The 25,542-nt window shown below is 38.8% G+C and carries 27 protein-coding genes; 9 read left to right on the top strand and 18 right to left on the bottom strand.

The features are described 5' to 3' along the window. Positions 1 to 5 precede the first annotated feature (5 nt). Positions 6 to 971, bottom strand: coding sequence for an NAD(P)H-dependent flavin oxidoreductase (locus tag ABE65_RS07870; protein WP_156499143.1), 966 nt, complete (start codon positions 969 to 971; stop codon positions 6 to 8). 118 nt (positions 972 to 1,089) lie between these two features. On the opposite strand from ABE65_RS07870, the gene ABE65_RS07865 reads away from it, so the two are divergent. Beyond that, positions 1,090 to 2,565, top strand: a complete 1,476-nt coding sequence (locus ABE65_RS07865; protein ID WP_066393313.1) for an aminotransferase class I/II-fold pyridoxal phosphate-dependent enzyme — start codon at positions 1,090 to 1,092, stop codon at positions 2,563 to 2,565. 42 nt (positions 2,566 to 2,607) lie between these two features. On the opposite strand, the gene ABE65_RS21490 is transcribed toward ABE65_RS07865, so the two are convergent. Both ABE65_RS21490 and ABE65_RS07860 read right to left on the bottom strand, forming a co-directional pair. Then, the gene (locus tag ABE65_RS21490; RefSeq protein WP_082861350.1) at positions 2,608 to 2,730 is read right to left on the bottom strand and encodes a GapA-binding peptide SR1P; all 123 of its coding nucleotides are present in this window, start codon (positions 2,728 to 2,730) and stop codon (positions 2,608 to 2,610) included. A 112-nt stretch (positions 2,731 to 2,842) separates the two neighbouring features. Then, the gene (locus ABE65_RS07860; RefSeq protein ID WP_066393310.1) at positions 2,843 to 3,142 is read right to left on the bottom strand and encodes a DUF3055 domain-containing protein; all 300 of its coding nucleotides are present in this window, start codon (positions 3,140 to 3,142) and stop codon (positions 2,843 to 2,845) included. A 211-nt stretch (positions 3,143 to 3,353) separates the two neighbouring features. Here ABE65_RS07860 and ABE65_RS07855 point away from each other — a divergent pair, with 211 nt between their 5' ends. Beyond that, positions 3,354 to 3,776, top strand: coding sequence for a DUF1885 family protein (locus ABE65_RS07855; RefSeq protein ID WP_066393308.1), 423 nt, complete (start codon positions 3,354 to 3,356; stop codon positions 3,774 to 3,776). Between the two features lie 134 nt (positions 3,777 to 3,910). Beyond that, a complete protein-coding gene (locus tag ABE65_RS07850; protein ID WP_066393306.1) occupies positions 3,911 to 5,404 on the top strand; it encodes a glycine betaine uptake BCCT transporter in 1,494 nt (497 codons plus the stop codon). 601 nt (positions 5,405 to 6,005) lie between these two features. Here the strand turns inward: ABE65_RS07850 and lpdA are convergent. From lpdA to pdhA, 4 genes are all read right to left on the bottom strand, one after another. Beyond that, the gene (lpdA, locus tag ABE65_RS07840; protein WP_066393289.1) at positions 6,006 to 7,418 is read right to left on the bottom strand and encodes a dihydrolipoyl dehydrogenase; all 1,413 of its coding nucleotides are present in this window, start codon (positions 7,416 to 7,418) and stop codon (positions 6,006 to 6,008) included. 4 nt (positions 7,419 to 7,422) lie between these two features. Then, entirely contained in the window at positions 7,423 to 8,736 is a 1,314-nt protein-coding gene (locus ABE65_RS07835) for a dihydrolipoamide acetyltransferase family protein (protein ID WP_066393287.1), read from the bottom strand. A gap of 105 nt (positions 8,737 to 8,841) precedes the next feature. After that, complete coding sequence (locus tag ABE65_RS07830; protein ID WP_066393282.1) at positions 8,842 to 9,819, bottom strand: alpha-ketoacid dehydrogenase subunit beta; 978 nt, start codon at positions 9,817 to 9,819, stop codon at positions 8,842 to 8,844. A gap of 1 nt (position 9,820) precedes the next feature. Next, complete coding sequence (gene pdhA, locus ABE65_RS07825; protein WP_066393280.1) at positions 9,821 to 10,903, bottom strand: pyruvate dehydrogenase (acetyl-transferring) E1 component subunit alpha; 1,083 nt, start codon at positions 10,901 to 10,903, stop codon at positions 9,821 to 9,823. Positions 10,904 to 11,448: 545 nt separating this feature from the next. Between pdhA and def the strand changes: the two genes are divergently transcribed. Further along, the gene (gene def / locus ABE65_RS07820) at positions 11,449 to 12,000 is read left to right on the top strand and encodes a peptide deformylase (RefSeq protein WP_066393278.1); all 552 of its coding nucleotides are present in this window, start codon (positions 11,449 to 11,451) and stop codon (positions 11,998 to 12,000) included. Between the two features lie 56 nt (positions 12,001 to 12,056). Here def and ABE65_RS07815 read toward each other — a convergent pair whose 3' ends face one another. Then, positions 12,057 to 12,968 carry a DMT family transporter gene (locus tag ABE65_RS07815; protein ID WP_066393275.1) on the bottom strand — a complete coding sequence of 304 codons (912 nt, stop codon included), beginning with the start codon at positions 12,966 to 12,968 and terminating at the stop codon, positions 12,057 to 12,059. A 384-nt stretch (positions 12,969 to 13,352) separates the two neighbouring features. On the opposite strand from ABE65_RS07815, the gene ABE65_RS07810 reads away from it, so the two are divergent. Both ABE65_RS07810 and rnjA read left to right on the top strand, forming a co-directional pair. After that, positions 13,353 to 13,562 (top strand): DNA-dependent RNA polymerase subunit epsilon, encoded by a 210-nt coding sequence (locus ABE65_RS07810; RefSeq protein ID WP_066393272.1) that lies wholly within the window; start codon positions 13,353 to 13,355, stop codon positions 13,560 to 13,562. A 3-nt stretch (positions 13,563 to 13,565) separates the two neighbouring features. Beyond that, a complete protein-coding gene (rnjA, locus tag ABE65_RS07805) occupies positions 13,566 to 15,236 on the top strand; it encodes a ribonuclease J1 (RefSeq protein ID WP_066393269.1) in 1,671 nt (556 codons plus the stop codon). A 44-nt stretch (positions 15,237 to 15,280) separates the two neighbouring features. Here the strand turns inward: rnjA and ABE65_RS07800 are convergent, their stop codons facing one another. Then, on the bottom strand, positions 15,281 to 15,946 hold the full coding sequence (locus ABE65_RS07800) for a potassium channel family protein (RefSeq protein WP_066393266.1): 666 nt from the start codon (positions 15,944 to 15,946) through the stop codon (positions 15,281 to 15,283). Positions 15,947 to 16,123: 177 nt separating this feature from the next. Next, complete coding sequence (locus ABE65_RS07795) at positions 16,124 to 16,666, bottom strand: peroxiredoxin (protein WP_066393264.1); 543 nt, start codon at positions 16,664 to 16,666, stop codon at positions 16,124 to 16,126. Between the two features lie 253 nt (positions 16,667 to 16,919). Here ABE65_RS07795 and ABE65_RS07790 point away from each other — a divergent pair, with 253 nt between their 5' ends. Continuing rightward, the gene (locus ABE65_RS07790) at positions 16,920 to 17,123 is read left to right on the top strand and encodes a ChaB family protein (protein WP_066393261.1); all 204 of its coding nucleotides are present in this window, start codon (positions 16,920 to 16,922) and stop codon (positions 17,121 to 17,123) included. Positions 17,124 to 17,130: 7 nt separating this feature from the next. Here the strand turns inward: ABE65_RS07790 and ABE65_RS07785 are convergent, their stop codons facing one another. The 5 genes from ABE65_RS07785 to ABE65_RS07765 all read right to left on the bottom strand — a co-directional run bounded on the left by ABE65_RS07785 (position 17,131) and on the right by ABE65_RS07765 (position 21,906). Then, a complete protein-coding gene (locus ABE65_RS07785; RefSeq protein ID WP_066393259.1) occupies positions 17,131 to 18,450 on the bottom strand; it encodes a hemolysin family protein in 1,320 nt (439 codons plus the stop codon). Between the two features lie 116 nt (positions 18,451 to 18,566). Then, entirely contained in the window at positions 18,567 to 18,812 is a 246-nt protein-coding gene (locus ABE65_RS07780) for a YkuS family protein (protein WP_066393257.1), read from the bottom strand. Positions 18,813 to 19,102: 290 nt separating this feature from the next. Then, positions 19,103 to 20,227, bottom strand: a complete 1,125-nt coding sequence (locus tag ABE65_RS07775) for an N-acetyldiaminopimelate deacetylase (protein WP_066393256.1) — start codon at positions 20,225 to 20,227, stop codon at positions 19,103 to 19,105. A gap of 23 nt (positions 20,228 to 20,250) precedes the next feature. After that, positions 20,251 to 20,967, bottom strand: coding sequence for a 2,3,4,5-tetrahydropyridine-2,6-dicarboxylate N-acetyltransferase (dapD, locus tag ABE65_RS07770; protein WP_066393246.1), 717 nt, complete (start codon positions 20,965 to 20,967; stop codon positions 20,251 to 20,253). A 69-nt stretch (positions 20,968 to 21,036) separates the two neighbouring features. Further along, positions 21,037 to 21,906 carry a transcriptional regulator CcpC gene (locus tag ABE65_RS07765; protein ID WP_066393243.1) on the bottom strand — a complete coding sequence of 290 codons (870 nt, stop codon included), beginning with the start codon at positions 21,904 to 21,906 and terminating at the stop codon, positions 21,037 to 21,039. Between the two features lie 122 nt (positions 21,907 to 22,028). Between ABE65_RS07765 and ABE65_RS07760 the strand changes: the two genes are divergently transcribed. Together ABE65_RS07760 and ABE65_RS07755 are read left to right on the top strand one after the other, a co-directional pair. Next, positions 22,029 to 22,760: a sulfite exporter TauE/SafE family protein gene (locus ABE65_RS07760; protein ID WP_066393239.1), complete on the top strand. Its 732-nt coding sequence runs from the start codon at positions 22,029 to 22,031 to the stop codon at positions 22,758 to 22,760. A 6-nt stretch (positions 22,761 to 22,766) separates the two neighbouring features. Next, positions 22,767 to 23,132 carry a VOC family protein gene (locus tag ABE65_RS07755; RefSeq protein ID WP_066393236.1) on the top strand — a complete coding sequence of 122 codons (366 nt, stop codon included), beginning with the start codon at positions 22,767 to 22,769 and terminating at the stop codon, positions 23,130 to 23,132. Here the strand turns inward: ABE65_RS07755 and ABE65_RS07750 are convergent. From ABE65_RS07750 to ABE65_RS22210, 3 genes are all read right to left on the bottom strand, one after another. Continuing rightward, the gene (locus ABE65_RS07750) at positions 23,124 to 24,014 is read right to left on the bottom strand and encodes a cation diffusion facilitator family transporter (RefSeq protein ID WP_066393233.1); all 891 of its coding nucleotides are present in this window, start codon (positions 24,012 to 24,014) and stop codon (positions 23,124 to 23,126) included. The genes ABE65_RS07755 and ABE65_RS07750 overlap by 9 nt on opposite strands. Positions 24,015 to 24,105: 91 nt before the next feature. Continuing rightward, on the bottom strand, positions 24,106 to 24,852 hold the full coding sequence (locus ABE65_RS07745; RefSeq protein WP_066393231.1) for an SDR family NAD(P)-dependent oxidoreductase: 747 nt from the start codon (positions 24,850 to 24,852) through the stop codon (positions 24,106 to 24,108). A 122-nt stretch (positions 24,853 to 24,974) separates the two neighbouring features. Continuing rightward, positions 24,975 to 25,424 (bottom strand): CotD family spore coat protein, encoded by a 450-nt coding sequence (locus ABE65_RS22210; RefSeq protein ID WP_066393228.1) that lies wholly within the window; start codon positions 25,422 to 25,424, stop codon positions 24,975 to 24,977. Positions 25,425 to 25,542 lie beyond the last annotated feature (118 nt).

Here is a 25,542-nt window from a genome sequence, read left to right as displayed (position 1 = left end):
AAGTGTTAGAAAAGGTTGTTTAATCTTTGTTTAATGGTTTCAGCTTCCGCACTCATCCTTTTGAATAACTCTCCTACTGAAGGCACATCGTTAATCCTTCCAATAATTTGTCCAGCCCATCCGAATCCTTCGTCGCTTCTTCCTTCATAGATTAATTTTTGATTCGCCTCTCCACTAATATAATCTTTTAAGTGTTGATAGGTACCACCCTTATTTTCTTCTTCTAAAATTTTTAGTGTGAAATCCGTTCGAAGCGTTCTGCCAGGTGCACCTAATGTCCTCTTAATGACCACAGTATCTAATTCTGAACTTTCAACAACAAGTTGTTTATATAAAGGGTGTGCGTGAACACATTCTTCTGTAGCGATAAACCTTGTACCCATCTCAACTCCTTCTGCCCCAAGAGCGAGTGCGGCCATCAGTCCTTTCCCATCCCCTATACCTCCTGAGGCGATCACTGGGATTGAAACATTCTCTACCACTCTAGGAATCAATACAAATGTTCCGGTGTCCTCTTTCCCGATATGGCCACCACCTTCTTGACCTACTGCCATTACTGCATCAGCACCTAATTGTTCGGCTTTCATAGCTTGTCTGACGCTTGACACGAGTACTAATGTTTTAATTCCTGTACCTCTTAACCGATCTAATACAGGCGCAGGGTTCCCTCCTGTTACACTGATTACATCAACCCCTTCTTCTATAGCAGCCTCAAGCATGTCTTCATACGGTCTTCCATGTTGTCCGATCGCAAAGTTAACTCCAAAAGGATGAGATGTTAATTTTTTTGTTTTTTGAATTTCAGACTTTAATGCGTGTGAATCAGGGAATGACATGGCCGTAATCTGACCAAGACCACCAGCGTTAGAAACAGCTGAAGCAAGTTCTGAATATGCTAGGTATGCGAGTCCTCCTTGAATGATCGGAAACTTAATATGTAATAGTTCTGTAAGTCTAGTTTTCATTTTTATTTCCTCCCTGAAAATTAAATCATTTACTTACATCTTCATGCATTTTCTGTTATACTTCTTTTGTTTTATAAAAAGGGAAATTTATTATAAGTTAACGATAGATGAGGTGTAGAATACATTGTCTCAACATGAAACTCCTTTATTTACTGGTTTGCGTGAACATGCAAACAAGAACCCATTGCAGTTTCACATTCCTGGTCACAAAAAAGGACAAGGAATGGATGAAGAATTCAAAGATTTTATTGGACCGAACGCACTATCAATCGACCTGATTAACATTACTCCATTAGATGACCTGCATCATCCTAAAGGCATGATTAAAAAAGCACAAGCCCTTGCCGCACAAGCTTTTGGTGCCGATCACACGTTCTTTTCTGTACAAGGAACAAGTGGTGCCATTATGACGATGATCATGTCTGTCGTGTCACCAGGAGATAAGATCCTCGTGCCGCGAAACGTGCATAAGTCAATCATGACAGCTATTGTTTTTTCAGGTGCAACACCAATCTTTATCCACCCTGAGATCGATCCTGAGCTAGGGATCTCACATGGAATTACGCCTGATAGCGTTGAAAAAGCTTTAAATCAACACCCTGATACGAAAGCGGTACTTGTTATCAATCCAACTTATTTTGGATTTGCAGCTGACCTAAAAGGGATTGTAGATATTGCTCATAGATTTGATGTACCTGTACTAGTAGATGAGGCACATGGAGTATTGATTCATTTTCATGATCACATGCCACTATCTGCGATGCAAGCTGGAGCAGACATGGCAGCAACGAGTGTTCACAAATTAGGTGGCTCACTTACAGGAAGTTCAATCCTAAATGTAAAAGAAGGTCTTGTATCGCCACAACGTGTGCAAACCATTCTTAGTATGATGACTACGACATCAACATCCTATATCCTTCTTGCGTCATTGGATGCTGCTCGTCGTCGTCTCGCTACTGAAGGGTATACACTGATTGAAAAAACAATTCGACTTGCTAATGAAACGCGAGCAAAGATCAATGATATTCCTAATCTATACTGTGTAGGTGAAGAAAAACTCGGCACTTCAGCTACATTTGATTATGACCCATCTAAGCTCTTAATCTCAGTAAAGGATCTCGGTATTACAGGATATGAAGCTGAAACATGGCTGCGTCAGAACTTCAATATTGAGGTAGAGTTGTCTGATCTGTACAACATATTATGTTTGATCACAACAGCTGACCATGAAAAAGATACGATGATCCTCGTTAAAGCGTTAACTCAACTTTCCGATGAGTTAAGTCATTCAAAGAATGAGGAGATCAAGGCACTTCCTGTACATGTCCCTGATATACCTGTGCTTGCACTTTCACCTCGTGATGCATTTTACGCGAATACAGAAAGTGTACCGTTCGAAGAATCTGCAGGTAGAATCATCGCAGAATTCGTAATGGTCTATCCACCAGGAATTCCGATCTTCATCCCTGGAGAAATCATCACGAAAGAAAATTTGGATTATATAAAAGAAAACCTTGAAGCAGGTCTCCCTGTTCAAGGCCCTGAGAATGCAGATTTAAAATACTTGAAGGTTATCCAAGAACAAGTTGCTATTCGATAATCAGCCATAAAAAAGAAGACCTTAGGAGGTCTTCTTTTTTTCTTACTTATCTAAGTTCGTTTGCTCATGGCAATGCGGGCATGTGTTTGAATATAAAGTGGTCACTTTTTCCTCTTCAAAATGCTCAATTGTTGTTTCACACGTTTGGCAAATGATTACTCCCATCCGTCCCATCTCCCTTCACATTTTGAAAGCGCTTACGTTTATATCCTTATATTATTATGTCACATTTAATTTGTCAACACATTTAGTATAACACATTAAAAAAATATGTTATTTAATCGTATTGTTCGATTGTTTGAATATTTGGTACTGCTTCCTCAAAGAAAAGCGCTAGATCTTCAGCTTCTTTAAGTGTTTTTATATGAAACACCTGCTTGATGTATTCAAGATTTCTCATATCATTTGAATCTAATAACGCTGATCTTCCTGTTTGCATGCATACGACTAACGGCTTACCAAAAAACATATTCGTATAAACAATGCCAAAATCATACCTGACAGTATCTGTTGTAAATCCTACAAACCTGACATTTACGGACTCACTCTCGTCGTACAATTTTTCAAACCATTCCATATTACCCCTCCTCGTATGATTACCTCGTTCATCGATCGGGTCGTCTTTTTACTGGAAATAAATAAGTTATACTAATTGAAATGTCATTGAATGTAAGAGTAATTCCCTTATTTAAGAAGTTTCAAACTCAATTTGTCAAAATCTTCTTAAAATATGATATACTATTCATATGTGTAGTTGACTATAAAAATTACAAATTGGAGTGGATTACATGTCTCAAAGCGCCTATGTTAAGCTTGTTCCCGCATCTATACAACAAGTGATCACAATAGATGAACTAAAAGACCTTCTGCTGTATTACCGTTCCATCACAACTAAAACTGGTGAACAATTATCATGGGAATATGCTGAAGCAGCCTTTCCTTACACGATCGAAGAAAAGGAAGAAGCTAAAGGAAAATGGTTTTATTTAAAAGGTTTAGATCAAAGAAAAAATAAATATATTTTAGTTGGTATCGGAAAAGAAGTTGATACGGACAATGAACAACATTACATACAATTTACACTTACGGACATTTCCACTCATGGTGATAAAGGTAAAGCCAATGAATTCTGTAAGTTTATCGCTTCAAAATTAAAAGGTGAACTTCACCTTTTTAATGGCAGAGTGATGTATTATTATCCTAAAAAGTAAGGTGAATAAAGAGTTTTTTGAATAGGAAGTTCAATCATATGATTGGACTTCCTATTTTATTTTTACTACAATGTAAACTTTCGGGCCCTTAGGGAAAAATAAAAAGAATACATATCATGAAAGGATGTGAAGAGATGAAAAAACAACCGAACATTGTTTTTATCGTTTCGTTAATAATTTCTGTCGTTTTTGTTATCATAGGAAGTTTATTTCCTACCGAATTCCAAGCTAAGGCAACCGTCATTCAAAATTTCTTGCAAGAGAAATTTGGCTGGTTCTACCTGCTTTCAGCAACGAGCTTCTTAATTTTTGTGCTTTATCTAGCTTTTAGTAAGTACGGAAAAATCAAACTTGGAGAACCTGATGATAAGCCTGAGTACTCAACAATTACATGGTTTGCTATGCTGTTTAGTGCTGGTATGGGTATAGGCCTTGTCTTTTGGGGTGTAGCTGAACCAATCAGCCACTTTTATACGCCACCATCAGGAGAAGGTGGAAATGCTGCCTCTGCTCAAGCAGCGCTTCGATATAGCTTCTTTCATTGGGGATTGCACCCGTGGGGAATTTACACGTTAATCGGATTGTCCCTTGCTTATTTTAAATTTAGAAAAGGCGCACCAGGATTGATCAGTGCCATCTTCACTCCATTATTGGGAGACAGAGTTCATGGACCGATCGGTAAAACGATCGATATTGTTGCAGTTTTTGCCACGATCTTTGGAGTTGCAACTTCTTTAGGACTTGGTGCTGTTCAAATTAGTGGTGGTGTTTCTTACTTAACAGACATCTCAAATAACTTCACCACACAATTGATTATCATCGCCATCGTTACTGTTTTATTCACTCTTTCTGCTCAAACAGGGTTAAACAAAGGAATAAAATATTTAAGTAACTTGAACATTATTGTAGCTGTTCTACTCATGGCGTTCTTGCTTTTCGCGTCTTCTACGAACTTCATCATGGATGTATTCGTACAATCTCTTGGGAACTACCTGCAATACCTTCCTAGCATGAGCTTAAAACTCAGTCCATTCAGACCTAGTGAAGCAGGCTGGATTCAAGGCTGGACAGTCTTTTATTGGGCTTGGTGGATCGCATGGGCACCATTCGTCGGTACATTTATAGCTCGCGTATCGAAGGGTAGAACCATTCGTGAATTCATTATGGGTGTATTGCTCGTCCCAACTGTTTTTGGTGCACTCTGGTTTTCCATTTTTGGAGGAGCAGCTCTACATTTAGAAATCTTTAATAATGTTGGTCTGAACAAAATCATTTCGGATAAAGGTACAGAGGTAGCTCTTTTTGCACTGTTTGAACATCTTCCGTTCGGAACGATCATGTCGCTCTTGGCTATTTTCTTAATCAGTACGTTTTTTATTACATCAGCAGATTCTGCTACGTTCGTCTTAGGTATGCAGACTAGCGATGGTCGTTTAAACCCTTCTTCTATGACTAAATTCATCTGGGGAATCGTTATAGCTGCTTCTGCATCTATCCTTTTGTACACGGGTGGATTAGAAGGGTTACAAACCGCATCAATCATTGCAGCGTTTCCGTTTGCATTTGTACTAATCTTTATGATGATCTCTCTTAAAAAGGCACTTTCTGAGGAGACAAAATTAAAATAGGATTGTTGATGATATTTCATATTGCTCTTTGGATGTAGTCCTCAAATAGATGAATGGTAAAGAAGGCCTCTTCTTAGCCATTCATCTTTTTATTAAGGTCGAATGAACCGATTGACCTTTACCTTTCAATTGAGGAGAAAATCAACATACATTCATGATTAACATACAATAGTTAGGACCTATCCAATTATCATTTTACCTGTCACATATATAAGGGTTAATGATATTGTCATGTTTAAAGCAACTGATTTGTTAATGTTTAAACGCTGCGCTACTAAAAAGTTGAAATACCCAAACATCAACATTAATATTGTTTCATAAAAATTATGGTCATGATGTGATAGAAAAAGTACAATCGAATAACCGCACCACATTACAATCTGAATGAAAGTACATAGTAAAACTCTCATCGCTTCCTCCATTTATTCTTTATTAATAATCTATATCGAGATTAATTAAATTAGGAAAAGGTATAGACTTTTTTAAAATATTTTAGACAAGTGCTTTTAAATAAAGATTATGATGCTTTTACTTATATATGATTGAACGAAAAAACCCCTTGTGAACTGCGTACAGTCACAAGGGGTTTTCATTTGTATATTTATTTTACAATGTGTACAGGAAGTCCGATTGCAACTTCAGCTGCTTCCATAGAAATCTCTCCGAAAGTCGGATGAGCATGAATTGTCATAGCGATGTCTTCAGCAGTCATACCTGCTTCAATTGCCAATCCTAGTTCTGCGATCATATCAGATGCATTTCCACCAGCAATTTGAGCTCCTAGTACAAGTCCATCTTCTTTACGAGTGATAAGTTTCATGAAACCATCTGTCTCGTTCATAGATAGAGCACGACCGTTAGCTGCGAATGGGAATTTAGATGCTTTCACATCAAATCCTGCTTCTTTAGCAGATTTCTCATCGTAACCAACTGTTGCAAGTTCAGGATCTGTGAACACTACCGCAGGGATAGCCATGTAATCGATCTCTGCAGCATGTCCTGAAATCACTTCCGCAGCTACTTTACCTTCGTAAGAAGCTTTGTGAGCAAGTGCTGGACCTTCAACTACATCACCAATTGCATAGATACCGCTAACATTTGTTTGAGCTTTTTTATTGATTTTGATCAGACCACGTTCAGTCATTTCAACACCAACTTGCTCAAGACCAAGTTCTTCAGTATTTGGACGACGACCAACCGTTACGAGAACATAATCAGCTTCAAAAGTCATAGACTCACCTTTGATCTCAGCTGTTACAGTAACACCGTCTTTAGTTTCTTCAACGCCTTTAGCCATAGCTTCAGTAAATACTTCTACATTGCCTTTTTTCTTTAAGCGTTTTGAAACGACTTGGCTCATTTGCTTTTCAAAACCAGGAAGGATTTGTTTGCTTCCTTCAAGGATTGTTACTTCAGTACCGAAGTTCGCATAAGCTGTTCCAAGCTCCATACCGATATAACCGCCACCTATCACTACCATCTTCTTAGGAATCTCTTTAAGAGCAAGAGCTCCTGTAGAAGAGATAATACGGTCACTCCATTTAAAACCTGGGATTTCAATCGGGCGTGAACCAGTAGCGATGATCGCATTTTTGAACGTGTATGTTTGAGAGTTCTTCTCATCCATGATACGTACAGTGTTTTCATTTACGAAATAAGCTTCACCACGAATGATTTCAACTTTATTTCCTTTTAAAAGTCCTTCAACTCCTCCAGTAAGCTTCTTAACGATGCCTGCTTTCCAGTCTTGAACTTTACTGAAATCAACTGTTACGTTATCAACAGTAATCCCCATATCTTCAGAGTGATTCGCATGTTCTACACGGTGGCCTGCATTAATTAAAGCTTTTGATGGAATACAACCAACGTTCAAACAAACGCCGCCCATTTCTGCCTTTTCCGCAATAGCCACTTTTTGTCCTAATTGTGCTGCACGGATTGCTGCAACATATCCCCCAGGACCTGAACCTATGACAAGTGTGTCTAACTCAATTGGAAAATCTCCTACTACCATCGAATTACGCCTCCATTACTAATAGTTGTGGATCGTTCAATAAACGCTTAATGTGATTCAATGCATTTTGAGCTGTTGCACCATCGATCAGACGGTGGTCAAAGCTAAGAGATAAAGCTAAAACAGGAGCTACTACTACTTCTCCATCTTTAACAACTGCTTTTTCAGCAATACGGCCGATACCTAAGATCGCTACTTCTGGGTGGTTGATTACTGGTGTGAACCATTGACCGCCTGCAGAACCGATATTCGTAATCGTGCAAGATCCGCCTTTCATCTCTTCACCAGAAAGCTTACCATCACGTGCTTTAGTAGCTAATTCATTGATTTCAGAAGAGATTTTGAAGATGGATTTACGATCAGCATCTTTAACAACTGGTACCATTAGACCGTTATCTGTATCTGCTGCAATACCGATGTTGTAATAGTGCTTGTACACGATTTCTTCGTTTGCATCGTCGATAGATGCATTAAGCACAGGGTATTCACGTAGTGCAGAAGTTAATGCTTTTACCACGTATGGAAGATAAGTAAGCTTGATGCCTTTATCTGCAGCAACTTGCTTGAACTTCTTACGGTGTGCAACAAGATCAGTAACGTCCACTTCATCCATAAGTGTAACATGTGGAGCTGTATGTTTGGAATTAACCATCGCTTTTGAAATCGCTTTTCTAATTCCTTTGATCTTTTCACGAGTTTCCATTTCTCCAGCAGGAATCGCTTTAGGCGCTTCTTTCTTCGCTTCAGCTTTAGGCGCTTCTTCAGTTGCTTGTGGTGCTGCTTCAGCCGCTCCCCCGCCACTTACGAATTTGTCGATGTCTTCTTTAAGTACACGTCCGTTATCTCCAGAACCTTGTACTTTACGAATATCAACTTCTTTTTCACGCGCATATTTACGAACAGAAGGCATTGCGATTACACGCTTAGATTCGTCTGCAGGTTCTTCTTTAGCAGTATCCTCAGTTTTTGCTTCTGATTTATCTGCTTGAGCTTGATCAGCAGTTACGTTCTTTTCTTCTTCAGCTTTAGGTTGTTCTGGAGCTTCATCGCCACCGCCATGAGCATCAGCAGGAATTTCACCTTCTGCTTCAATTGTTACTAGAACATCACCAACTACAGATACTGTTCCTTCGTCTACTTTAAGTTCAAGAATTTTACCGTCTACAGGAGATGGGATTTCTACTACAGCTTTATCGTTTTGTACTTCAAGCAGGATATCGTCTTCTTTAACTTCGTCCCCTGCTTTTACAAACCACTTTACAATTTCACCTTCGTGAATTCCTTCTCCAATATCGGGAAGCTTAAATTCAAATGCCACGATTAACGCCTCCTATTTTATAACAATCTTTTTCATCAATGATGTGAAAGAGCTGAAAGAAACAGTCACGAACGGACGTCTCTTTCAGCTAACATTCATTTTTTCTTAGAAATTGTAGACTTTCTTAGCTTTGTCTACAATATCACGATGATCTGGAATCCAAACATCTTCAGCAGAAGCATATGGGAACACTGTATCTGGTGCAGTTACGCGCAATACAGGTGCTTCTAAGTGAAGAATTGCACGATCGTTGATTTCAGCTACAACGAACGCTCCAATACCAGCTTGTTTTTGTGCTTCTTGCACGACAATTGCACGGCCTGTTTTTTCAACTGAAGCCATGATTGTTTCGATATCAAGCGGGCTGATGGTACGAAGGTCGATCACTTCAGCAGAGATTCCTTCTTTTTCTAATTCTTCAGCAGCTTTTAGTGAAGCGTGGACCATAGCACCGTAAGTAATGATAGAAACATCCTTACCTTCACGTTTCACATCTGCTTTACCAAGTTCGATCGTGTATTCTTCTTCTGGCACTTCGCCACGGAAAGAACGATATAATTTCATATGCTCTAGGTAAACTACTGGATCGTTATCACGAATCGCAGAGATTAATAGACCTTTTGCGTCATATGGAGTTGAAGGAATAACAACTTTGATACCAGGAGTTTGGTACATTAAACCTTCAAGGCTGTCCGCATGAAGCTCAGGTGTTTTAACGCCTCCACCAAATGGTGAACGGATTGTTACTGGAGATGTGTAAACTCCACCTGAACGGTATCTCATACGACCCATTTGTGCTGCAACTGAATCAAATACTTCAAACACAAAACCAAAGAACTGAATCTCCATTACTGGACGGAAACCTGTAAGCCCAAGACCTATTGCAAGTCCCCCAATTCCAGACTCAGCTAGCGGAGTATCAAAAACGCGGTCTTCTCCAAATTCCTTTTGAAGTCCTTCAGTAGCACGGAAAACTCCACCGTTTTGACCAACGTCTTCACCGAAAACAAGAACTTGTTCATTGTTTTTTAATTCATTGCGCATAGCGTCTGTAATCGCTTGAATCATAGTCATTTGAGCCATATTATTTCGACTCCTTTGCTGTGTATTCTTCTAACTGCTCACGTAAGTTGAACGGAAGGTCCTCGAACATGAATCCGATTAGATCAGTAACCTTTTGCTTAGGCGCTCCGTCTGCTTTCTTGATTGCAGCTTTAATATCTTCTTTTGCTTCTTCTACAACTTTGTTTTCTTGCTCTTCAGACCAAAGGTTCTTTTTCTCCAAGAACTTACGGAAACGAACAAGTGGATCTTTCTTTTCCCATTCGTTATCAAGGTCTTTTGTACGGTAACGAGTAGGATCATCTCCTGCCATCGTATGTGGTCCGTAACGGTAAGTAAGTGTTTCAATCAATGTAGGACCTTCACCAGAAACTGCACGCTCACGAGCTTGTTGAGTCGCTGCATAAACGGCAAGAACGTCCATCCCGTCAACTTGAATTCCTTCAATACCAGCTGCAACTGCTTTTTGAGCGATCGTTTTTGCTGCAGATTGCTTTTCAACTGGAACTGAGATCGCAAAACGGTTATTTTGAACAACGAAGATCGTGTTAGCACGGTAAGCTCCTGCAAAGTTCAATCCTTCGTAGAAGTCACCTTGTGATGCTCCACCGTCACCCGTGTAAGTGATACATACGTTCTTTTTACCTTGTTTCTTAAGTCCGAAACCAACACCCGCTGCTTGAATGATTTGAGCACCGATGATGATTTGAGGCATCAATACATTTACACCTTCAGGAATCTGTCCACCTTGGAAGTGACCACGAGACCATAAGAATGCTTGTGTTAATGGGAAACCGTGGAAAACCATTTGAGGGATATCACGGTATCCTGGAAGAATCCAATCTTCTTTATCTAATGCATAGTGAGTTCCTAGCATGGAAGCTTCTTGTCCAGCTACTGGAGCATAGAAACCTAGACGTCCTTGTCTGTTTAAAGAGATCGCACGCTGATCCCAAATACGAGTGTAAACCATGCGGCGCATTAATTCTTGCAGATCTTCATCAGACAAATTCGGCATTGCCGATTCGTTAACAACTTCTCCGTCTTCAGAAAGAATCTGGAACGTTTCAAATTGATCTTGAACTGCATCAATTGTTTTCGTCATGAAAAGTCACCTCTTCCTTTCTTTTACCCTGTCAATTTTCCCTAATCTTAAAAACATGCACATATTTAACAGGTTGCCCAAAGTGAAACATTTTTAAGACAGGTTTATATTTTTAAAAGGCTTTTTAGGTATGCCTTTGTGTACCCATCTGAAGTTTTCCCTTGTATCCAAGAGCTAAACCATCTTACGGCACCCTAACTGTATTACTAATTTATATAAATAGAGTAACACAACAATCCTTTTCACGTAAATTAGTTTACACCACTGCTGATATACAGTCAATCTATAGGTTGTATATAGTTATCACTTATTTTCAGCATTGTTATCCACCCTTTTACAATGCCTCAAGCGTTCAACTGTTTCATATTATTTTTTCTGCTGTATCAGTCTTTAATTCTTTTAAAAAGATCACTTTACAAAATAGGATTGATCGGAAAGATGAGGGAAAATATTTTATTCCCGTTCTTTTTTATTAAAAATCCTCTATGTTATGATAAGAGGAAATTAAATTAACTTAAAAGTATATCGGCACGGAGGTTTTGCTTGTGTTAACAATGAAAGATGTAATAAGAGAAGGTAACCCTGTACTTAGAGAAAAAGCAGTCGAAGTACCTTTTCCTTTTTCAGATGAAGATATTAAAACAGCTAACCAGCTTCTCGAATTTGTAAAGAACAGCCAAGATCCAGAGATTGCTGCTAAATACCATTTAAGACCTGGTATCGGAATAGCCGCTCCTCAAATCGGAATCTCGAAACGTATTTTTGCTTTTCATGTAACAGATGAAAACGGAAATTTATACAGTTATGCGCTTTTAAATCCGAAAATTATAAGTCATTCGGTACAAATGACTTATTTAGATGGAGGAGAAGGGTGCCTGTCTGTTGACAGAGAAGTTCCTGGACTTGTACCTCGATATGCAAAAGTTACTGTAAAAGGGTTCACACCTGACGGTTCAGAAGTTAACTTGAAGCTAAAAGGTCTTCCTGGAATCTGTTTTCAACATGAGCTTGATCATTTAGACGGTATTATGTTCTATGACCGAATTAATGAAAAACAGCCGTTCGAACCACCCGCAAATTCTGTTGTAATTAGATGATTAAACTTAAAAAACTCACTAAGCTCCAATAGGCGGCTTAGTGAGTTTTTTTGTTCTTATGCTGTTCTGTCGTGTTCTAAATTTATCGCGTTCTTTTTCTTTACTCTCTTACCTGTTAGATAGACGCCGGCAAAAATAAGCATCAATCCCCAATATGCACTTCTATGTATCATCTCATCTAATAGAACGCTACCCCACATGACAGCTGATACAGGAACTAAATAAGTAACTAGAGTTGCAAACTCGGCTGAACCTGCAGATATCATATAATAATAAAGCAAATAGGCTATCCCTGAACCAAAGACTCCAAGACCGATAAGTGATAGTACAGAATTGTAGTGAATAGGATTTTCAGGAACTGCCCAACCATCCGTCAAAAACATCATCAACGCACTTAATAGCATTCCTGCAAATAGTGTAGACGAAGCAGTGATCCAAACCGTTGTATGTTGAAGATGTTTTTTTGCATATTGTGAACTATATCCATAACAACAAGTAGCTACAAGCATCAAAACAATGCCTAACAACAATTGATTCTTGCTCAATCCAGGACCATCTACGTCCATTAGTAACATAATCCCTATAAAACCGATCATTACCCCCACCCATTGTTTCCATTGCAATGAGACGGAAAAAAAGAACACACCCATCATTGTCGTCCAGATCGGAGTAGTTGCGTTTAATATAGCCGTATACCCACTATCTAAGAACGTTTCGCTCCATGCGATCAGTCCCCAAGGAAGGCCAGCGTTTAAGAAGCCAACGAAAAGTAACTTTTTGACGGGAAGTCTTTTCCAATCTACTTTCTGTCGCGTTATAAGGAATAAAGGAATGATTGTTACTATTCCTAGCAAACAACGAAGAAATACAATCTGCCAAGGATCGAATATCTCAAGCAAAACTTTTATGAACAAGAAAGACATTCCCCATATCAAACTTAAAATTAAAAGCGCCGAATATAACTTCATTCGTTCAACCCCTTATTTAAAATGAAAATAGCAATCATGAAATGTAACAATTTCCCTATAAAAAATATCCATTCAACTACACATACTAGTAATAAAAACAGTCGTGGAGGGTAATAAATGAAGATGAGAACGCGCTTATTAAAAAAACTTAGGAAATGGGTAAGACAACAAAATAATAACGGTAAACTAATTCTTAACTAAGTTAAGTTTTCCTCTCAACTAAGGTAATTATATAGGAAATTCTCTATAGCTTAACAGTTATTATTTTAATATTTTTATGGTTTTCCAATGATGCATTATGAAAAAACATGAAAAACATGTCACTTTCCTTTATAATAGGACGAAGAAACTCAAAAACTACAGACCGGTAAGGAGACATGAAATATGATTTTTAAAGTATTTTTTCAAACAAGCTTAACTGAGGTTCCTGTTCGTGAACACACTCAAACAGTATACGTAGAAGCAGAAACGATTAACGACGTACGTAAAAAACTTGCTGATCGCAAATACAACATTGAATACATACAAGAAATTAACGGTAAATTTCTTGAGTATGAAAAAGAAACGAATTCATTGGAATTGGAGAATGTATAATTTATGAAATTTGTAAAAAATCATCAAGCCGCCGTTTTCGCGCTTGGCGGTCTAGGAGAAATCGGTAAGAACACGTATGCCGTCCAATTTCAAGATGAGATCATCCTTATTGATGCAGGTATTAAATTCCCTGAAGATGAACTTTTAGGAATTGATTACGTCATTCCCGATTATACGTATCTTGTAAAGAATGAAGAAAAGATCAAGGGCTTGTTTATCACACATGGTCACGAGGATCATATCGGCGGTATCCCTTATCTACTAAGACAAGTTAACATTCCGATTTATGGTGGCAAACTCGCACTTGCTCTCATCAAGAACAAATTAGAAGAACACGGATTGCTTCGTCGAGCACAGTTGCATGAAATTACTGAGGACGATGTGATCAAATTCCGTAAAACATCTGTAAGTTTCTTTAGAACTACTCACAGTATTCCAGATTCTTACGGACTTGTAGTAAAAACGCCACCAGGAAATATCGTTCATACAGGCGATTTTAAATTCGATTTCACGCCTGTTGGTGAACCTGCGAACTTAACAAAGATGGCTGAGATCGGAAAAGAAGGCGTGCTCTGCTTATTATCTGATTCAACAAACAGTGAAGTTCCTGGCTTTACTCTTTCTGAGAGACGTGTCGGAGAAAGCATCCAAGACATCTTTAGAAAAATGGAAGGTCGAGTGATCTTCGCTACTTTCGCTTCGAACATCCACAGATTGCAGCAAGTCGTTGAAGCGTCTGTTGCAAACAATAGAAAAATCGCTGTATTTGGCCGTAGTATGGATTCAGCGATTACAGTGGGACAAGAGCTCGGTTTTATTAAAGCACCGAAAAATACGTTTGTTGATGCAAACCAGATTAACCGTCTCCCTGATAACCAAGTTACGATTCTATGTACAGGTAGCCAAGGTGAACCCATGGCTGCTCTATCAAGAATTGCTAACGGAACACATAGACAGATTCAAATCATTCCTGGAGATACTGTTGTATTCTCATCCTCACCTATTCCAGGAAATGCATTAAGTGTAAGTAAGACGATCAACCAGTTGTTCCGTGCAGGAGCAGAAGTTATTCACGGATCTTTAAACGATATCCATACTTCTGGTCATGGTGGACAACAAGAACAAAAGCTTATGCTACGTCTTATGAAACCTAAGTTCTTTATGCCGATTCATGGTGAATATCGTATGCTTAAGATGCACACGAAGCTTGCTTCTGATTGTGATGTTCCTACTCAGAATTCATTTGTAATGGATAATGGTGAAGTATTAGCTCTATCTTCTAACGAGGCGATGGTAGCTGGGAAAATTCCTTCTGGTTCCGTCTATGTAGATGGAAGTGGAATTGGGGATATCGGAAACATCGTACTTCGAGATCGTAAAATCCTCTCTGAAGAGGGTCTTGTAGTCGTTGTCGTTAGTATGGACATGAAAGAGTTCAAAATTGAAGCCGGACCAGATATCATCTCTCGAGGTTTTGTATATATGCGAGAGTCTGGAGATTTGATTCACGATGCTCAAAGTCTTCTTAGCAAACATTTAGAAACGATCATGAACGAAAAAAGAACCACTCAGTGGTCTGAAATCAAGAACGAGATTACAGACACATTGGCGCCATTCTTGTATGAAAAGACGAAGAGACGTCCAATGATTCTACCTATTATCATGGAAATTTAGTTCTTCATAATAAAAACCGTTCCCTTTTTAAGGGCAACGGTTTTTTATTCTTCATTAGCCATTTGTTTTTCTAAGCGATTGATGTCCTTATCACCACCGATTACGATCAGTACATCTCCTTGATGGATTGATTGGTCAGCCTGTGGTGAAACATAGATGTCTTTACCTCTTTTAACAGCTACAACATTACATCCATACTTTGCTCGAATGTCTAACTCGATCAATGATTTATTATTCATCTTTTTTGTTGCGACCAATTCAACGATGCTATGTTCATCGGATAGCTCTAAATAATCTAAAACATTGTTAGAAACGATTTGATGAGCTATTCTTACACCCATATCACGCTCTGGATGAATAATTTTATCTGCACCAATCTTTCTTAATACCTTTTCATGGTAATCGTTTTGAGCTTTAACCGTGATCTTTTCTACACCCATCTCTTTTAGAATCAGTGTTGTAAGAATGGACGATTGTAGATTGTCACCTATTGCGACCACGACATGCTGAAAATTTCGGATTCCAAGACTTTTCAATACACCCTCATCTGTAGAATCAGCGATTACAGCGTGTGTAACCACGTTAGAAAACTCATTTACTCGATCTTCATCAATATCAATCGCTAGGACTTCCATTCCTTGATCGGCCAGCGCTTTACACATACTACCGCCAAATCGACCTAGTCCGATAACAGCATATTGTTTTTTCAAAATCCCTCACTCCAATCTCTCGGGGTATAGCCTTATTTTACCACATTAATTGAAAATCAATATCTAACTAATACCTCTTATGTAAAATTCACAGAATATGTTCGCGTTTTCATTAGTAATTACAAAAATAACCCAAGAACAACGTCTTGGGTTATGATATGTGCTCTATTTTGACGATTAAAGAGTCTTTTGACCAGGTTTCCAGTTTGCTGGGCAAAGTCCACCTGTTTGAAGTGCTTGAAGTACACGTAAAGTTTCATCAACATCACGGCCAATGTTGTTATGGTTAACAACAGAATACATCAATTCTCCCTCTGGAGAGATAATGAATAAGCCACGAAGTGCAATACCTTCTTCTTCGATAAGAACACCGTAATCACGAGCTACAGTGTGGTTTGTATCAGCTGCTAGAGAATATTTTAACTCACCTAGACCATTCATGTCACGTGGCGTGTTGATCCAAGCTTTGTGAGTGTGGATAGTATCTGTAGAAACACCAATTACATCAGCATCTAAATCTTCGAACTCGTCGAAACGGTCGCTAAGTGATGTGATTTCTGTAGGACAAACGAAAGTGAAGTCCATTGGATAGAAGAAAAGAACAGTCCACTTGTCATTCTTCATGTTTTCTTCTAAGCTAACTTTTCCAAATTCTTTGTTTGGTAATACTGCATCCATTTCAAATCTAGGTGCTTGTTTTGCTACCATACGTTCTGCCATAGGTGAAAATCCCTCCAAAAAAACTGTTTTATTTACATGGGTAATTATAGTACAGTCCTTATTTTTAGTCAATGTTAAATGATAATTAATTTAAATAAGGAAAGTTGTTCCCACGTCTTAATTTCTCCTTAATCATAGCAACTTAAACTAAAAATGTGAAATTATCCGCTCATTTCAGATTCTATTCATTCTCAATAAAGAGTTTATATTGAGGATTTCACGGGAATTCTCAGTTCTAATAGGAGGGATTCATATGCCGTATGATTCACTTAAAGATCTGCCTGAGGGAGTAAGAGATCACCTTCCTCATCACGGTCAAGAAATTTATAAAGAAGCATTCAATTCTGCACTTGAAGAATACAAAAAAGAAGAAACAGCTCATAAGGTAGCATGGAGCGCAGTAAAACATAAATATGAAAAAACAGAAAATGGGCAATGGAAAAGTAAAGACTCCTGAACGATGTTCAGGAGTCTTTACTCGTTTCGGTTGACTTATCTTCTGATATCTTTTCAATCCCTATTTTTTTAATCTGTCTACCATCCAGCTCTAAAATCGTAAAGCGATAACTTTCGTAATTAAAAGCATGGTTCGTTTCTAGATCAATTGATCTTGTTAGAACCCATCCACCTATCGTATCTATTTCACTATTATCAATATCAAGTGCAAATAATTCATTGATTTGTGAGATGAGGACCTTGCCATCTACTACGGTTTGATTTTGGTCTACTTGTTGAATTTCTGGCTCTTCATCAATATCAAACTCATCTCTGATCTCTCCTACGATTTCTTCCAAGATATCTTCAACCGTGACAATTCCTGCAGTTCCACCGTATTCATCTACGAGCACGGCCATATGTGTCTGATCTTTTTGCATTTTAACGAGTAGCTTTTGAATCGGTATTGATTCATGGACAGTTATGATGGGACGAATATAATCATTCAGGTCAAAATTTTCTCTACTAAAGTTTTCGTTAAAAAATTCTTTAATATTTACGATTCCTACAATATGATCTTTGTCATCATGTCCAACAGGATATCTCGTGAACTTTTCTTCACGCATGATAGCCATGTTCTGTTCACTCGTATTCTCTATGAATAAGCAAACCATTTCTGTACGAGGAATCATAATTTCTTTTGCTACACGGTCATCGAATTCAAAAATTCTGTTTACATAACGATATTCTGATTGATTGATCTCCCCACCCTGTAAACTTTCGGATAGAATTAGGCGCAACTCTTCTTCTGTATGTACTACCTCATGTTCGCTCGCTGGGCTAATACCAAAGACACGTGTCAAAAGATTTGCTGATCCATTTAGTAAAAAGATAAAAGGGTACATGACCTTATAAAACAGGATAATTGGTTTTGCAGTAGCTAAAGAGACCGTCTCAGCTTTTTGAATCGCAACTGTTTTAGGTGCCAGTTCTCCAAGAACGACATGTAAGAACGTAATTAAGAAAAAGGCGATTGAAAATGAGAGCGTATGCGTAAGTCCTTCATTCAATCCAGCGTTTTCAAATAATGGCCTTAAAAATATTTCAACCGTCGGCTCACCTAACCAACCAAGACCTAGCGCTGTTATGGTGATCCCCAACTGACAGGCTGACAAATAACCATCTAGATTTCCGATCACTTTTTGTGCCGCGATCGCTTTACTATTTCCTTCGGATGCTAAATGGTCGATTCTCGTTCTACGGACTTTAACAATAGCGAATTCAGTGACTACAAAAAATGCAGTTAATACAATTAGTAGGATAATCATGATTACATTTACGATTGGCATATGGACCTCCCCATCTGCTGCTAAACAACATATTTTTTTATGATTGATGAATTAATTCCCTTATAAAACGTGCATTAAACAGAAATAAAGGGGCAGCATGGCTGTCCCCAGGAGTGTTATGATTGTAATCTGCTCTCAACAGCCTGACATACTTCATCTGCTGACATACCATGAGCGTTCAAAACAGAACCTTGAGTTACTGCATTTTGAATGCCCATAACGTTTTGATCCTGTCCGGAAATTACACAGCAATCACAGCCGTTCGCGTCTTGTTCTTGACGAAGTTCTACAACGTCATGACCTTTAGATCGCAAAGCATCTGAGACATTTGATAACGATTGTTCAACACCAATTCTAGCCATATTCCCACCTCCTTACCTTTCTTAATGTTTCCAACTCATATTGGGAATATGTAACGAACAATGAAGTGTTGCTAGCAAGACAGGCATGGCAAATATATGGCGTTATGCATCAACTCGTGGATAAATCATAAAAACTTTTGGATTGAGCACTGAAACTTGTGGATTGTGTATTAAATTTTGGATTGAAGGTTAAAATTTCTGGATTGAAAGTTATATCCGCGGAATTAGTGTCATTAGGAAGCTTACAACTGGGAAACGAGCAATAAAAAAAAACGGCCAAGTTGGCCGTTTTAATTTCTATTTCCTTTGAATATGAAATATTGAATTAATAGATCTACCGCATGTCCTATCGCTTCTTCTTGCGGCTTTAGTTTTGAATGATGAAGACCATACGGGGTATCGACTCCAAGCCAGAACATGAAACCAGGAATCTTCTCTAAGAAGTATCCATAATCTTCACCTGTCATAGCCTCTTTGCATTCAAAAACATTCACAGCTCCTTGCTGTTTAGCAAATTCCATGAATTCTCTTGTTAAGATCGGTTCGTTATCTACTTGTCGATAGTTTGAACCATAATCAATCATCGTCTCACATTCATACCCGCGAGAAATACCTTCAACTAGAGCTTCGATCCGCTTTTTAACCTTATCCATCGCTTCTGGAGATAAAGTTCGAATGGTGCCTTCGAGTCTTGCTTTTTCAGCAATGATATTTTGCTTCGTTCCACCGGTTATCTTGCCGATGGTAACAACAGCTGAATCGAGTGGATCAACATTTCGTGAAACGATCGACTGCATCTGTGTAACTAAGTGACTAGCAGCAACTACCATGTCATTGCTTAAGTGCGGATAAGCTGCATGACCGCCTTTTCCGACCAGATCGATGAAAAGTTCGGATGTATTCGCAAATAATAATCCTTCCTTTACAGCGATGGTGCCGACCGGATATTCCGGAGCAATGTGAAGCGCTGTGATTATGTCAGGTCTCAACTGTTGAAACAAATCACTCTCTCTCATCGGGAGAGCTCCGCCTGGTCCTTCTTCAGCAGGCTGAAAAATAAATAACAGATGGTCATCTATTGGGTTTTGTGCAAAATGAGACAATAAACCGATCGCAATCGTCATATGAAGATCGTGTCCGCAGGCATGCATCATTCCTTCATGAAGAGATGAGAAATCATAGCCGGTTTCTTCGACAATTGGCAGTCCATCCATATCTGTTCGATAAGCGATCGTTTTAGAAGGATTTCTACCGATTACTTTTACATATATGCCCGTTTCCCATGTATAAATTTCAAGATGATTCTGAGGAAAAGTGGAGATGAGATCAAGGATATATCTCTGAGTTTTAAACTCTAAAAATCCCGGCTCCGGTATACGGTGCAAGTCTTTTCTTATCTCAAGCAACGATTTCATCTTTTCTCATCCCCTACACTTAATTAGTCGTTTAACTGACGAAGCTCTTGTCTGATCTCTGTTTTTGATTTTGTTTTCTCGTCGATTTTCTTAAGTACACGAGCTGGAGTTCCACCAACCACTGTGTATGGTTCTACGTCTTCGATTACAATCGCACCTGCAGCAACTACTGCACCCTTACCTACTGTTACACCCTCAAGTACCACTGCGTTTGCTCCAATGACTACATCATCTTCTACAACAACTGGTTTTGCAGAAGGTGGTTCGATTACACCCGCAAGCACAGTTCCTGCACCGATGTGGCAGTTCTTACCAACAGTAGCGCGTCCACCAAGTACCACGTTCATATCGATCATCGTGCCTTCACCAATTACTGCTCCGATATTAATAGAAGCACCCATCATGATTACAGCATTGTCACCGATCTCAACTTGATCACGAATGATTGCACCTGGTTCGATACGAGCTTTAATGTTCTTCATATCTAATAAAGGAATCGCCGAGTTGCGACGGTCATTTTCAATCACGAAGTCTTCAATGTTACTCTCATTTGCTTTTAGAGCAGCTTCAATATCTTTCCACTCACCGAATAGGACAGCTGTGTTACCTGAAGGGAACACTTTTGTTTCTTTCCCAAAATCGATATTTTCAAGATTACCTTTTACGTAAACTTTTACTGGTGTAGATTTTGTCGCGTTTTGGATAAATGAGATAATTTCGTTTGCATCCATCATTTTCATGTTTGGTAGTTCCTCCTTAAAAGTCATTCTGTATTGTATTAAACCACTAAATATAGAAAGATTCAAACGTTATTCATTCGTTAGTTTTCGGATTAAATCCATAAACACATTCACCTGTTTGAGCTCCGATCCTGTGCCGTGATGAATGAGCCATGTATCCCGTTTAATGGCATTACCCTTTTTATCTGTTAATGGAATCTTATAGAAGTCGTCCTCTGGCTGAAGACTGATTGATGGTAGAATCGCATAACCAATACCATTTAGAGCCATCTGCTTACATGTTTCAATCTGGTCAACAACAATCGTTTTTTGCGGTGTCGTTTTAAAATGAGTATGCCACCAATCTTGTATTTCTTGATAGTACGTTGAGTGACTCTTAAATTGAATAAATGGTTTAGTCGTATCCGAAAGTTCGTCAAGAGATGAGATCGTCGTATCTACCAAATATAAATGGTCCGACAAAATATGTTCTTTACTTCCTCTCCATTCTGGATTTCCCCTTACGATTCCAAGGTGGATCTTATCTTCATAAAGATGCTTGATGATCTCGGAACTCCAACCCGTTATAAGTGAGATATTTACATGAGGATAAAGATTCACATATTCTTTTAACACATGAGGCAACCAGTATTGACCGATGATGGAAGCAACCGCGAGCTTCAATGTACCGTGAACATGTTCTGATAGGGATTGAAGCTCTTCTTTTACAAGCTCTTCTTTTTGAAGCACTTCTGTCACAAAAGCTAGAATCTTTTCTCCAGAAGGTGTTAAATTCAATCCTTTTTGAGAACGAATAAAAATGATGGTTCCCCAATTGTTTTCAATGGTTTGAAGCCTCTGACTCAGAGCAGGTTGAGACACATATAACCGCTCAGAAGCTTTCCTCATATTTAATTCTTCAGCAAGAACTTTTAATATACGAAACTCAGATAACTGCATCATTGCTCCTTTCATGTTGATAAGTTTTACTTATTGAAAAATATCTAATTTATGTAATTTATTTTAAGTATACCTTAACATAGGATAGATATGTAAAGAGAAAATCAAGGGATGTGAAAACATTGTATATCCTTATATTCGTGGGTTTTATCGCTACTTTTATCGGCACCCTTTCTGGAAGTGGCGGCATGATCAATTTTCCGATCATGTTATTGTTAGGCGTTCCTGTTCACTCTGCGATCGCAGCGAATAAATTCGCCAACATGTTCAGTTCTTTTTCCAGCTTTTTTGTTCTTTTACGAAAAGGTGATACGAAGCTTTCTCCTTATCTCATATCAGGTGTTATCAGTCTACTAGGAGGCGTTGCTGGCGGTTTGACTGCTTCCGCAATCCCTAGAGAAACTCTAACCATCATCGCTCTTTTCTTACTCACAGGTGCACTGTTTTTAACTTTTCTAAAAACAAAAAGAGATGCGGATCCTGAACATGAAATAAAAAAACTTCCACCCAGTAAATATCCTTATCTTTTTGGTATCGGAGCTTATGACGGCTTATTTGGTCCAGGTCAGGGAACCTTACAGATGCAGCTTTTTTTGCGTAACGGCTTTACATATATTCGCACCCTTTCGTTTACACGATTTAATACGTTCTTAAGCTGTACGGGAGCTGTGTTCACCTACTTATATGCTGGCCATTACATGTGGAACGTAGCCATACCGCTTACGATCGGAAGTATCTGTGGAGCGCAGGCTGCTGTAAAACTAGCACCTCGTTTAAAAACAAAACAAGTTACAATCCTTATGAGGACTGTAACTGTTCTGCTTATTCTTCAATTAATCATTCAATGGAGGTAATCCAACATGAAAATAACTGGTATCCATCATGTCCAATTATGTATTCCTCGTGGTAAAGAAGAGGAAGCAAGAGCTTTTTATGAAGGAATTCTGCAACTTGAAGAAATCCCAAAACCAGAGGCGCTTCGAAGAAATGGCGGGATGTGGTTTCAGTTCGGTCATCAACAACTACACATCGGAGTGGAAGATCAGGTTTACAAAGGTAAACACCATCCCGCATTTTTCGTTGATGACCTCTTACGCTTCAAGGAACATCTTTCTCTCCACCACATTCAGATTCAAGAAGAACTTCCTATTCCAGGATTTTCTAGGTTTACGATACGAGATCCCTTTGGAAATCGGATCGAATTTATTCAGTCTTCTTCACTTTAATGGGTTATCTTTGTTCTTACCGTCCTCTGGTTCAACGTGAACTTGTATGCTTTCGACATTATAAGCTTCTTTGATCGTGTCTTCGATCTTTTCTGTGATCTCATGACTTTCCACTACATTAAGGGAAGGATCGACTTTAATCGTTACATCAATAATCGCTCGATTACCATGTTTACGAGCTTTCAGGTCTCCCACGTTCTCTACACCTTCAACATCAAGAATCTTATGCTCCATTTCTTTGCCTTCTTCATAATCAAAGCCATCTGATAGGTTATGGGAGGTTTCAGTGAAAATCTCCCAACCTGTTTTAATGATGATAAGACCTACTAGAACGGCTGCGGCAGGATCTAGCCAAGGCAAGCCGATCTGTGCACCAAAGATTCCGACTGCTGCTCCAATACTAACAAAAGCGTCTGAACGGTTATCAAGAGCGGCTGCTTTTAACCCTTGGCTGTCTGTTTCTTTAGCTACCTTAATATTATACAAATAAACAATGATCATCACTGCTGCCCCAAACAGCGCGATCAAGGCTGCCGTCAAGGAAGGCTCTGTTTCCACTCCGTTAAACATCTTTTTAATAGAAGATATCAATACTTCTATTCCAATTACAACCATGATAAACGATGCAACCATTGATGCAATCGTTTCTGCCCGTAAATGACCATAAGGATGGTCCTCGTCTGCTGGTTTTCTTGAAATTTTCAGCCCTATTAATACGGCGATAGATGCGATTATATCTGTAGCATTGTTTAATCCGTCTGCAACTAATGCATCTGAATTAAAGAAAATACCTGCTACTAATTTTACAATGGATAGAAAAATATATGCTCCTAAACTAAGATAAACACCGCGTTCCACTCTTCTTTGCTGATCAGATTGCATTCTCTATTCTCCTTCGTTAAATAATACCTTTTACATCATAAAGAATGGCTTCCGGGTGGGTCTAGAGCAATCTTTTTCCCTATAGGAAACATTAATGTTCATAAATCATTTTTCTAGTCATCCCGCCATCGATCGTAATATTTTCCCCGGTAATAAAATTATTGTCAGACTGCGCTAAAAATAAGCATGCCCTTGAAATATCAGCTGGCATACCCACTCTTTTTGAGAGATGCTGATCATGATCAACTTCACGCAACTCCTTATAATTCCCTGTATGTATCCAGCCAGGGCTTATAGAGTTTACGGTAATAAAATCTTCAGAGAATGATGCTGCTAAAGCATGAGTTAAAGCAACGATTCCGCCCTTAGTCGCCGCATATGCTTCAGAATGTGGCTCAGACATCGCTGCACGAGTGGAAGCCATATTGATAATGGATCCTCCACCTGATTTAGACATGTACTTGGCTGTTTCTCTTGAAAAAAGAAATACGCTTCTTAAGTTTGTGTTCAAAATGTCATCCCATTCATCTACAGATAATTCATAGGGAGATTTCCATTTCGAAAGACCAGCATTGTTAATCAGGCATTGAATGTCACCTAATTGATCATGTGTTTCTGCAACTGCATGCATGATCTCTTCAGGATTCTTAACGTCACATGTTATCGAAATTGCTCTCTTTTCAATTGATTTAACTTCAGCCAAAGTTGATTCAAGTTCATTTTTGTCAAAGTCTATTAATGAAGGGATATAGCCTGCTTTGGCAAAATCAATCGCGATTTGTTTTCCTATCCCTTTTGCTGCTCCTGTAACGATTACAACCTTTTTATCACTGCTCATTTTTCATAACCTCCATAAATTTATATGTACTAGTCTATTCATTCCCCATACCGGATTATTTTCACACAAATTCATACAAAAATAGAATAGAAAAACTGCCGACAAAGTCGACAGCTTCACTGTTAATTCTTTCTCCAAGGACCACATGGGCCACATGGCGGTGGGCATGGCGGAGGACAAGGTGCCATGATTGGTTGTACCGTTCCACAAAGGTTTTGCTGCGTTGCTTGGTTTACGACGTTCGTGTTCTGCGGGAAGTAATGTACATATTTGTAGTTCATCTGATTGACTTGAGTCGTTTGAGTCGGATGAATCATCGGAACATATACATCTTGCTGATTATATTGGACTTGTTGATTCGTAGGACTGAACTGTGCAGGCATAACTTGTGGAGGATAGTATTGAGATGGTGAGACCGCTGGGTATCCACATCCACCCATCTGTGGCATCTGTGCCATAGCTCCCATCGTAGGGGCCATCTGTCCCATTGCTCCCATTGTAGGTCCCATCGCACCCATATTAGGAACCATTCCCTTTTTGGCAAAAATGCCAGGGCGTTTAAATAAAGCCAAAAAAATGTTCTCCTTTCAAAAACCTTATATCCTATTTCTCTATATTTTATGTAGGACGACTTAAAAAGTTCGTCCATTTATCAATAAGAATAAAAAGGATTTTGTAGAAATAAATCGA

Source organism: Fictibacillus phosphorivorans (assembly GCF_001629705.1).
GTDB lineage: Bacteria > Bacillota > Bacilli > Bacillales > Fictibacillaceae > Fictibacillus > Fictibacillus phosphorivorans_A.
The sequence above is the reverse complement of the archived record's forward strand: the minus strand, read 5'-3'. Positions and strand labels throughout refer to the sequence as shown.

What these genes read in the sequence shown, in the direction of transcription:
- ABE65_RS21490 (WP_082861350.1), bottom strand. Translation starts at nt 2,730, where the DNA reads ATGGGAGTAATCATTTGCCAAACGTGTGAAACAACAATTGAGCATTTT.
- ABE65_RS07860 (WP_066393310.1), bottom strand. Translation starts at nt 3,142, where the DNA reads ATGGAATGGTTTGAAAAATTGTACGACGAGAGTGAGTCCGTAAATGTC.
- ABE65_RS07855 (WP_066393308.1), top strand. Translation starts at nt 3,354, where the DNA reads ATGTCTCAAAGCGCCTATGTTAAGCTTGTTCCCGCATCTATACAACAA.
- ABE65_RS07850 (WP_066393306.1), top strand. Translation starts at nt 3,911, where the DNA reads ATGAAAAAACAACCGAACATTGTTTTTATCGTTTCGTTAATAATTTCT.
- lpdA (WP_066393289.1), bottom strand. Translation starts at nt 7,418, where the DNA reads ATGGTAGTAGGAGATTTTCCAATTGAGTTAGACACACTTGTCATAGGT.
- ABE65_RS07830 (WP_066393282.1), bottom strand. Translation starts at nt 9,819, where the DNA reads ATGGCTCAAATGACTATGATTCAAGCGATTACAGACGCTATGCGCAAT.
- pdhA (WP_066393280.1), bottom strand. Translation starts at nt 10,903, where the DNA reads ATGACGAAAACAATTGATGCAGTTCAAGATCAATTTGAAACGTTCCAG.
- ABE65_RS07815 (WP_066393275.1), bottom strand. Translation starts at nt 12,968, where the DNA reads ATGAAGTTATATTCGGCGCTTTTAATTTTAAGTTTGATATGGGGAATG.
- ABE65_RS07810 (WP_066393272.1), top strand. Translation starts at nt 13,353, where the DNA reads ATGATTTTTAAAGTATTTTTTCAAACAAGCTTAACTGAGGTTCCTGTT.
- rnjA (WP_066393269.1), top strand. Translation starts at nt 13,566, where the DNA reads ATGAAATTTGTAAAAAATCATCAAGCCGCCGTTTTCGCGCTTGGCGGT.
- ABE65_RS07795 (WP_066393264.1), bottom strand. Translation starts at nt 16,666, where the DNA reads ATGGCAGAACGTATGGTAGCAAAACAAGCACCTAGATTTGAAATGGAT.
- ABE65_RS07790 (WP_066393261.1), top strand. Translation starts at nt 16,920, where the DNA reads ATGCCGTATGATTCACTTAAAGATCTGCCTGAGGGAGTAAGAGATCAC.
- ABE65_RS07785 (WP_066393259.1), bottom strand. Translation starts at nt 18,450, where the DNA reads ATGCCAATCGTAAATGTAATCATGATTATCCTACTAATTGTATTAACT.
- ABE65_RS07780 (WP_066393257.1), bottom strand. Translation starts at nt 18,812, where the DNA reads ATGGCTAGAATTGGTGTTGAACAATCGTTATCAAATGTCTCAGATGCT.
- ABE65_RS07775 (WP_066393256.1), bottom strand. Translation starts at nt 20,227, where the DNA reads ATGAAATCGTTGCTTGAGATAAGAAAAGACTTGCACCGTATACCGGAG.
- dapD (WP_066393246.1), bottom strand. Translation starts at nt 20,967, where the DNA reads ATGAAAATGATGGATGCAAACGAAATTATCTCATTTATCCAAAACGCG.
- ABE65_RS07765 (WP_066393243.1), bottom strand. Translation starts at nt 21,906, where the DNA reads ATGCAGTTATCTGAGTTTCGTATATTAAAAGTTCTTGCTGAAGAATTA.
- ABE65_RS07755 (WP_066393236.1), top strand. Translation starts at nt 22,767, where the DNA reads ATGAAAATAACTGGTATCCATCATGTCCAATTATGTATTCCTCGTGGT.
- ABE65_RS07750 (WP_066393233.1), bottom strand. Translation starts at nt 24,014, where the DNA reads ATGCAATCTGATCAGCAAAGAAGAGTGGAACGCGGTGTTTATCTTAGT.
- ABE65_RS07745 (WP_066393231.1), bottom strand. Translation starts at nt 24,852, where the DNA reads ATGAGCAGTGATAAAAAGGTTGTAATCGTTACAGGAGCAGCAAAAGGG.